This is a genomic window from Streptomyces capoamus (assembly GCF_014654935.1).
GTDB lineage: Bacteria > Actinomycetota > Actinomycetes > Streptomycetales > Streptomycetaceae > Streptomyces > Streptomyces capoamus.
Genome location: NZ_BNBF01000011.1, coordinates 124,074 through 132,629, shown reverse-complemented (window position 1 = coordinate 132,629; position 8,556 = coordinate 124,074). Strand labels below are relative to the sequence as shown.

6 protein-coding genes are annotated in these 8,556 nt (G+C 76.2%); 3 read left to right on the top strand and 3 right to left on the bottom strand.

What is annotated here, in order from left to right:
• Positions 1–141 precede the first annotated feature (141 nt).
• The 3 genes from IE312_RS19090 to IE312_RS19080 all read left to right on the top strand — a co-directional run bounded on the left by IE312_RS19090 (position 142) and on the right by IE312_RS19080 (position 5,033).
• Positions 142–1,182 carry an SMI1/KNR4 family protein gene (locus tag IE312_RS19090; protein WP_189983343.1) on the top strand — a complete coding sequence of 347 codons (1,041 nt, stop codon included), beginning with the start codon at positions 142–144 and terminating at the stop codon, positions 1,180–1,182.
• A 10-nt stretch (positions 1,183–1,192) separates the two neighbouring features.
• The gene (locus IE312_RS19085) at positions 1,193–3,955 is read left to right on the top strand and encodes an SUKH-4 family immunity protein (RefSeq protein ID WP_189983340.1); all 2,763 of its coding nucleotides are present in this window, start codon (positions 1,193–1,195) and stop codon (positions 3,953–3,955) included.
• Between the two features lie 190 nt (positions 3,956–4,145).
• Positions 4,146–5,033, top strand: coding sequence for a cellulose-binding protein (locus IE312_RS19080; protein ID WP_229900117.1), 888 nt, complete (start codon positions 4,146–4,148; stop codon positions 5,031–5,033).
• Here IE312_RS19080 and IE312_RS19075 read toward each other — a convergent pair.
• From IE312_RS19075 to IE312_RS19065, 3 genes are all read right to left on the bottom strand, one after another.
• On the bottom strand, positions 5,002–6,675 hold the full coding sequence (locus tag IE312_RS19075) for a sodium/solute symporter (RefSeq protein WP_189983338.1): 1,674 nt from the start codon (positions 6,673–6,675) through the stop codon (positions 5,002–5,004). The genes IE312_RS19080 and IE312_RS19075 overlap by 32 nt on opposite strands.
• Positions 6,672–7,127 (bottom strand): DUF485 domain-containing protein, encoded by a 456-nt coding sequence (locus IE312_RS19070; RefSeq protein ID WP_189983336.1) that lies wholly within the window; start codon positions 7,125–7,127, stop codon positions 6,672–6,674. The genes IE312_RS19075 and IE312_RS19070 overlap by 4 nt, the downstream gene beginning before the upstream one ends.
• A 185-nt stretch (positions 7,128–7,312) precedes the next feature.
• A partial coding sequence (locus IE312_RS19065) for an MFS transporter (RefSeq protein WP_229900115.1) occupies positions 7,313–8,556 on the bottom strand: 1,244 nt, incomplete at its 5' end.

Below are 8,556 nucleotides of genomic sequence, written 5' to 3'. Positions count from 1 at the left end.
GCTGGTCACGGGGGTGCCGGTGGGGTGGGCGGTGGGGATGCGGCGGGCCGGTGACCGGGGTTCGGGTACCGCATAGGCTGTCGCCGTCCGCGATCGACACCGCCGTTCAGGCCAGAGACAACGCCGCAGGGGGCAACTGCCATGACGACAGGTCGGCTCGGGTTGGGGACACCGCCCAGCGGCCACGCCGGGGGAGGGGCCGCGCCGCCGAACGCGGCGTACGCCGGGCAGGTCGTGCACTTTCCGGATCCGGTCCGGGCGGCACGTCACCCGAGAGGGGTACGGGTCGACGAGCGGGGTCATCCGGATTTCTCGCCGTACGCGCGCGTGGCCGTGGAGATCGCCGAGCCGCCGGAGGGTTTCGGGGTCGACGAACTGCGGCTGACGGACTACGTGTCGGCGAACGCGGCGCTGGCGGCGACGGGGCACGAGTGGTGGGACACGCTGCCGAACGTGGCGACGCCGCACGGCTGGACGTGGCACCACGTGGCGGGGACGCGGCGGCTGGAGCTGGTTCCGGTCGAGGTGAAGGCGTTGCTGCGGCACCACGGCGGGGTGGCGACGGCGCCGGTGGACCACGGCAAGCGCGGTACGCGGCCGTTGCAGGAGTCGCGGCCGGCGCACTTCCGGTTGCCGAAGTCGGGCGTGGCGGTGGCGGAGGCGCAGGTGCAGGCGGTCGAGGAGGAGCTCGGTTACCGGCTGCCGGGTGCGTACCGCTCGTTCCTGAAGGCGGCGGGCGGTTGTGCGCCGGTGGGCACGGCGCTGGACGCCGGGCTGGGGCTGTTGCTGGACCAGCCGTTCTTCACGGTGCGGGACGAGGCCGCGGTCAATGACCTGGTGTACGTGAACAAGTGTCTGCGGGACCACCTGACGAAGGATTACCTCGGGGTGGCCTTCGTGCAGGGCGGGCTGCTCGCGGTGAAGGTGCGGGGCGAGCGGGCGGGTTCGGTGTGGTTCTGCGCGTACGACGACGTGCGGGACGTGGATCCGTCGTGGTCGCCGGCGGAGCGGGTGGAGCGTCTGCTGCTGCCGTGCGGTGACGACTTCGACGTGTTCCTGTCCCGGCTGGCGGGCAGTCCGCCGGAGTTGGAGACGGTGGCCCATCTGATGGTGGACGGCGGGTTCGCCCGTGTCGTCCCGGTGTCTTCCGGCTCGGCGTCTTCCGGCCCGGTGGGGGAGTGAGCTGCGAGCGATGGTGACGTACGCGCAGGCGCAGGAGCGCGCCGAGGAGTGGATCAACGGCGAGGTGCCCGCGTACCAGCACCGTGAGGTGCGGGTGCGGGAGTTCGAGCTGGGGTTCGTGGTGTGGGGCGAGGACCGGGCGGAGGGCCCGCGTTCGGATGCGGGGGGTCAGCGGCTGGTCATCGCCCGGGACAGCGGGGAGGCGACGCTGTGGCCGGCGCTGCCGGTGGGTGAGGTGATCCGCCGGTACGAGGAGGAGTACGGCCGTGCGGGGGAGCCGCAGGACGCGGTGCCCGCGCCGGCCGCGCGACTGGACCTGAACCAGACGTCGTTCCTGCTGACTCCTCCGGAGTGGCTGCAGGAGGCGGCGGACAAGCGGGGTGCGGCGGAGGGCCCGCCGGTCCCGGCTCCCGCCGGGCAGGAGCCGGTTCCCGCCGGGCAGGAGCCGGCTCCCGCCGAGGGAGGGCCGGTTTCCGCCGAGGGGGGCGGGCCGGCCGTGACGCAGGCCGGGGTGCCGGCGGGGGCGTCCGCCGTGGCGGACGTGCCCGCGGGGGCCACGCCGTGGGCCGGTACCGACACGAACGCGGAGACCGGTGACGAGGACCGTTCGGTCCCGCTGCCGGCGACGGTGTTCGCGCCGCCGCTGGGCGACGGGGACGACGCGGCGCCGCGTCCGCCCGCGGTGGCGCCGGACGCGCCGACGGCGCTGATGTCGGGCGGCAGCGCGCTGCCGCCGACGGCGGTCGTGCCGGCGCTGGACGTGCCGGGTGCCGGCCAGGGCGCTGCGCCCGTGCCGCCGGCTGTCACGGGGACCCCGCCGCAGGGCACTCCGCCGCAGGGCGTCTCGCCGCAGGGCACCCCGCCGTACGGCTCCCCGCAGGGTGCCGGCGGGTACGGCCGTCCGCAGGCGCCGGATGGTGCGCCGCAGCCGCCGGCGGGCGCGGGCGCGCCCGGGCGGCGGCTCGCGCCGAACGCCGGGGACATCGCGGACGCGGCGACGAGCAAGGCCGCGCCGCCGCCGAAGAAGGCGCGCGGCGCGGTGGGCGCGCCGCCTCCGCCGCCGGGCGCCCCCGGTGCGCCGGGTGCCCGTCCGGGGGCCGCGCCACCGCCGCCCGCGGGCGGGTACGTGCCGACGCAACTGGTGTCGGCCCTGGTCCCGGGGGGTCCGGAGGGACCGGGCGGGCCGGAGGGGACGCAGGCGCCGGGCGGCCCCGAGGGCGGTACGCCGCCGGGCACCGTGCACCACGCGGCCACGGTGCTGGCCGACCCGGGCCGGCTGGGCGGGGGCGGCCCGCAGGGGCCGGCTGCGCCGCAGCCCCCGGGTACGCCGGCCCCGCCGGGTGCCCCCGCGGCTCCGGGCGCCCCCGGGATGCCTGGCGGGCCGGCAGGACCGGCAGGTCCGGGCGGACCCCAGGCGCCGGGCGCTCCGGGTGCTCCGGGCGTGCCCCCCGCGCCGCAGCCCCCGGGCATGCCGCCCGTGCCGGGTGCGCCGCGGCCTCCGCAGCCTCCGGGGGCTCCCGGTGCCCCCGGGGGCCCTGGTGCGCCGTCGGTGTCCGGTGGTCCCGGAGCGCCGCTGCCGCCGCACGGCCCCGGCGTCCCCGCCGGCCCGGGTGGACCGCACCCTCCGGTCGCCCCCGACTCCGCGCGCGGTGCCGTGCACCACGCCGAGACCGTGCTGGCCGGCCCGCCGGTCGGCGGGCCGGGCGCGCCTCCGCCGCCGCCCGCCCCCGGCACGCTCGGGGTGCCCGGCGCGCCCGGGGTGCCGCCGGCGGGGGCGTACGGCTATCCGCCGCAGGGGCAGCCGACGGTCGGCCCGGGCTACCAGGCCGTGCTGCGCTACCGCGCGCAGGACGGGTCGGAGCAGCAGGTGATCCGGCGTTCGGCGCCGGGCACCCCGCACCCGGAGTGGCAGATCTTCCACGAGCTGCGGGCCCTGAACGTGCCGCCGGACCAGGTGCTGGAGCTGCACACGGAGCTGGAGTCGTGCGCGCTGCCGGGTGCCTACTGCGCGCGGATGATCCGCGAGCAGTGGCCGCAGGCGCGGATCACGTCCATCGCGCCGTACGGCACGGACCACGCGAGCCGGCAGCAGGGTATGCGGCAGTTGCTGGCGCACCAGGGCGAGCTGCACCAGGTGGCGGACGGTCCCGCGCGGCCGGCGCCGGTGCGGGCGCCGCTGCCGCCGGTGCAGCCCGCGCCGCCGGTGCCGCCGGAGGGTGTCGCGCAGGAGCTGGCCGCGGCGTTCGGGCCGGGGATCTTCCGGTTCGAGCAGCAGGCGGTGTCCCGGCAGGGCGTGCCGCCGGTGGTGGCGCACACCCTGGTGGTGGCCGGGCTGCCGCTGGACATGGGGCCGTTCTTCTGGGCGCAGGCGCAGCCGGGCCGCCCGGTGCCGACGCTGGCGGAGCTGGCGGCGGAGCGCGGGGTGCAGCCGACGGCGGACGCGGGGTCGTACCTGGTGATGGGCACGGACTTCGGCAAGGCGGTCTGTGTGCAGTACGGGACGGCGAACATCGTGGCGGTGCCGGTGGAGGCCGGTCCGGGCGGTGCGCCGGTGCCGCCGCAGTTCGTGAACACGGGGCTGCCGGAGTTCGCACGGTGCCTGGCGCTGCTGGGCCGGATGTGGCGGCTGCGGTACGGGCTGAACCAGGAGCAGGCGGGGCGCTGGACCGTCGACTTCCAGGCGCAGCTGGCCGCCCTGGACCCGGCGGCGCTGGGGTCGCCGGAGAGCTGGTGGTCGGTGCTGCTGGAGCAGATGTGGGACGGGCTGTTGTAGGCCGCCCGGTGCCCGCCGGCCGGGTGTGACCCTCCGGGCCCTTCACGCGCGCGCGTGAAGGGCCCGGCGTGTTTCCGGACGGGCCGTGACGCGACTGCGGAGTGTCGCGTTATGAACGCCTACGTCCGATCCATCAAGATATGCGCGAAATCATCCTGTCGTGCAGGTCCGGTGGAGAGGGGTCCCCAGGGTGAGCAGCGCATCGATGCCGCCGCACGGCTTCACGACCGTCCGGGGGCGTGGCTACCGCCCCGAGCAGGTCCACGCGTACCTGGAGGCGCTCTCCGACGACCGGGACGCCGCCTGGGAGCGGGCCGCCCGGCTGACCGTGCTCGCCAAGAACATGGAGGCGGAGGTCGCCGAGCTGCGCGAGGCCGTCGCCCAGCTCGTGCCGCAGACGTACGAGGCGCTCGGGGACCGCGCCCGGCGCGTGTACCGGCTGGTGCTGGAGGAGGCGGCGGACCTGCGGGAGCGGACGCGGCGCGCGGCCGAGGAGCAGGTCGCGCAGGCCGAGGCGCAGGCCGCGCGCGTGTGCCGGGAGGCCCGGGAGGCGGCGGACGCGCTGCGCGCGGAGGCCGACGAGCACGCCCGGCAGCGGCTCCAGGCCGCGCAGGCGCGGGCCGAGGAGATCCGCGTGGGTGCCCGGCGTGAGGTGAAGGCCTCGCGCGCCGAGACGCTCGCGGCCCTGCGCGAGACGCGCCGGCGCACCGTCGGACTGCTCGCCGAGCACTCCCGGGAGCAGGCCGGGCGCTGGACGGAGGCCGAACGCGCGGAGGCCGAGCGGCTGGCCGCGGTGGACGCCCGGTACGCCGAGCGGATCGACCGGGCCGAGGCCGCGCTGGCCGAGGCGGGGCAGGCGGTCGGGGAGGCGGAGGAGTACGCGCGCCGCTCCCAGGAGGAGGCACGCGCGCGGGCCGCGGACATCCTGGCCGAGGCCCACGCGCGTGAGGAGCACATCGCCCAGGAGACCGAGCGGGTGCTGCGCGAGCACGGCGAGATCTGGGACGACATGCAGGCGCACATGGACTCGGTACGCGACCGGCTCATCACGCTGACCGGCCGGGTGGCCCGGGAGTGACGCCGGGCCGGTCGCCCTCGCGGACCGCGCCCGCCAGGATGCGGCCCTCCACCGCCTCGTACTGGTGCCGCTGCCGCTGTGCCTCGGCGCGGCCCGACAGCACGGTTCCCAGCCAGCCGAAGAGGAAGCCGGCCGGGATGGAGACGATGCCGGTGGTGGTGAACGGGAACCAGTCGAAGTGGGCGTGCGGGAACGCCGACACGGGCGAGCCGGAGACGAGCTTGGTGCCCGGCATCAGCAGCAGCACGGTCAGCGAGCCCCCGATCAGTGTGGCCATCAGGCCGCCGCGGGTGCAGCGGCGCCAGAACAGGCCGTAGACCAGGGCGGGGGCGAGGGCGGAGGCGCCCAGGCAGAAGGAGAGCGTGACCAGGGGCTGCAGGCTGTGGTGCTGCACCAGGGTGGCCAGCAGGACCGTCGGCACCCCCGTGGCGAGTGCGCAGACGCGGGCGAGGGTCATCTCGCGGCGGGCCGGCATCTCCTGCACCCGGGCCGCGAACACGTCGTGCGCGAGGGAGTTGGCGCAGGCGAGGATCATCCCGGCCACCGAGGCGAGCAGGGTCAGGAAGACGGCGGTGGTGACCAGGGTGAACAGGAAGGTCTCCGCCGTCGTCACGTCCGTGCCGAACACCGCGCGCGTGCCCAGCAGGTACGCGGTGTTGCCCTGCGGGTCGGCCGCCGCGACGGCCGTACGCCCCAGCAGGGCCGTGGCGCCGAACCCGACCACGGTGATGACGAGGACGAACAGGGCGACCAGGGACACCGCCCAGGACATCGAGCGGCGTACCTGGCGGGCGCTGGAGGCGGTGTACATGCGCATGGTGATGTGCGGCAGGCAGGCGCCGCCGAGGACGACGGTCAGTTGCGTGGCGATCATGTCGACGCGGCCGGTGGGCGTCGTGCCGAACTGCAGTCCGGAGTGCAGGAAGGCCGGGCCGGCGCCGCTGTGCCCGGCGGCGGCGGTGAACAGGGCGCCCGGGTCCCAGTCGAAGCGGTGCAGGACCAGGGCGGCCACCAGGGCGCCGGAGCCCATCAGCAGCACGATCTTGACGATCTGGACGACGGCCGTGCCCTTCATGCCGCCGATCGCCGCGTAGGCGATCATCAGGGCGCCGAGGCCCACGACGCATCCGGTCTTCAGGGTCTCGCCGGTGAAGCCCAGGATGAAGGCCATCAGCTGTCCGGTCCCGGCCAGTTGGACCAGCATCAGCGGCAGCAGCGCGGCGATGGTCACCGCGCTCGTCGTGATCCGCACGCAGCGGCCCGGCAGCCGGCGGGCGAGCGCGTCGCCCATGGTGAACCGGCCGGCGTTGCGCAGCGGTTCGGCCAGCAGGAACATCAGCAGCATCAGCGACAGCGCCGTGCTGAGGGCGAGGACGACACCGTCGTAGCCGCACAGGGCGATGACCCCGCCGGTGCCGAGGACGGTGGCGGCGGAGATGTAGTCGCCGGCGATCGCGAGACCGTTGCGCAGCGGGGACAGGGAGCCGTAACCGGTGTAGAACTCGTCCAGGTCGTCCCGGTCGGGGCCGGTCATCACGCACAGCAGCAGGGTGAGGGTGGCGGCGGCGGAGAAGGCGACCAGGGACATGGCCTGGGCGGAGTCGCTGAACCCGGTGGTTCCCGGGCCGCCGGCGCCGCTCATCGTGCCGCTCCCCGCCGCGCGTCCAGCTCGGCGTGCCGGCGGATCCGCTCGGCGAGCGGGTCGACGTACCGGCGCGCGGTGTGCTCGTACAGGGCGATCGCCAGCCAGGTGACCGGGAGCTGGACGAGTGCGAGCAGCAGGCCGGCGGGGATGCCGTCGGCGAGGGTGCGGGTCATGACGCCGGGCGCGTACGCCGACAGGACGAGGAACAGCGTGAAGTAGCCGAGCGCGGTGAGGGTGGCGGTGCGCCGCTGCCACCGGTAGGCGCTGCGCAGCACCCGCAGGTCGCTGTGGTGGCCGAGCGGTTCCCGCTCGGGGCGGCGCTCCGGCGGCACCGGCCCGGGGGGCTGCCCCGGGAGCTGCCATGAGCGGGTCGAGTGGGGCGGCGGGGGTTGCCAGGGGTGGGTCGGGTCCGGTGGGGGGTACGACGGGTGCGGCGGGTCGTGGGCCATCCCGGGGCTCCTCGCGTGGCTCGGGTCCGTGGCGGCGGACCGCAGGGAGGTGGGGGAGCTGAGCCACGCACGCTACTCGCGGCGCCCGGACCGCGCGGCCTTTTCACCGAACTGGCCGGTCGGTATGCGCTTTCCCCGGAAAACCCCTCCCACCTGGGGTGTTACCCGCGTTAACCCGCCGGGGTTCAGTCCTGGAGCACCGGGAACCGGCGGGGAGCCACCAGGAGCAGCACCACGAACGCCAGCGCCGCCGCGCCCGCCGCGCCGAGGTAGACCGCGTGGACGGCGTCGGCGACCGCCCGCCGGGCCGGCTCCGGGACCGTGCCGGCGTCCAGCGCGCGCGTGACGGAGTCCAGGTCGCCGGCCCCGCCCAGCCGCGCGGCCAGCACCCCGTTGGCGACGGCCCCGAACAGGGAGGCGCCGAGGGTCTGGCCGGTCTGCCGGCAGAACAGCACCGACGCCGTCGTGGTGCCCCGCTCCGCCCAGCCCACGGTCGACTGCACCCCGACGATCAACGGCAGCTGGAACAGCCCCAGCGCCCCGCCCAGCAGCAGCATCAGCAGCGTCGGCTGCCACCAGGATCCGGGGTAGGGCAGGAACGGGAACGCGCACAGGACCAGCGCGGCCAGGCCGATGCCGACCAGCGCGGTGTCCCGGAAGCCGATCCGCCGGTACACGTGCTGGCTGAGCGCGGCCGACACCGGCCAGCTGAGCGTCCACACCGACAGCACGAACCCGGCGGCCACCGGCGCGAGCCCCAGCACCGACTGCGCGTACGTCGGCAGGAACACCGCCGGTGCCACCATCAGCAGCCCCAGTGCGCCCAGGGCCAGGTTGACGGCCGCGATCGTCCGGCGCCGCCACACCCACCCGGGGATGATCGGCTCCGCGGCCCGCCGCTCCACCGCCACCGTCACCCCGGCCAGCGCCAGGCCCGTGCCGAGCAGCGCCAGCGACGGCGCCGACACCCACGGCCAGGCGACGCCGCCCTGCACCAGCGCGGTCAGCAGCACCCCGCCGCACGCGAACACCGCCAGCGCGCCGGCCCAGTCCACGCGCGCGGGGCGTGCCTGCGCCCGCTGCGGCTCGTGCAGGTGACGGACGACCAGCCACAGGGCGGCGGTGCCGACCGGCAGGTTGATCAGGAAGATCCAGCGCCAGTCGGCGTACGCGGCGAGCACACCGCCGAGCCCGGGGCCGGCCACCGCGGACACCGCCCACACGGTGGAGAGCCTGGACTGGATCTTCGGGCGCTCCGCCAGCGGGTACAGATCGGCGGCCAGCGTCTGCACCGTGCCCTGCAGCGCCCCGCCGCCCAGGCCCTGCAGGATCCGGAACGCGATCAGCGCCCCCATGTTCCAGGCCACCGAGCACAGCAGCGACCCCAGCAGGAACACGGCCGCGCCGACCACCAGCACCGGCTTGCGGC

What these genes read in the sequence shown, in the direction of transcription:
- IE312_RS19090 (WP_189983343.1), top strand. Translation starts at nt 142, where the DNA reads ATGACGACAGGTCGGCTCGGGTTGGGGACACCGCCCAGCGGCCACGCC.
- IE312_RS19085 (WP_189983340.1), top strand. Translation starts at nt 1,193, where the DNA reads ATGGTGACGTACGCGCAGGCGCAGGAGCGCGCCGAGGAGTGGATCAAC.
- IE312_RS19075 (WP_189983338.1), bottom strand. Translation starts at nt 6,675, where the DNA reads ATGAGCGGCGCCGGCGGCCCGGGAACCACCGGGTTCAGCGACTCCGCC.
- IE312_RS19070 (WP_189983336.1), bottom strand. Translation starts at nt 7,127, where the DNA reads ATGGCCCACGACCCGCCGCACCCGTCGTACCCCCCACCGGACCCGACC.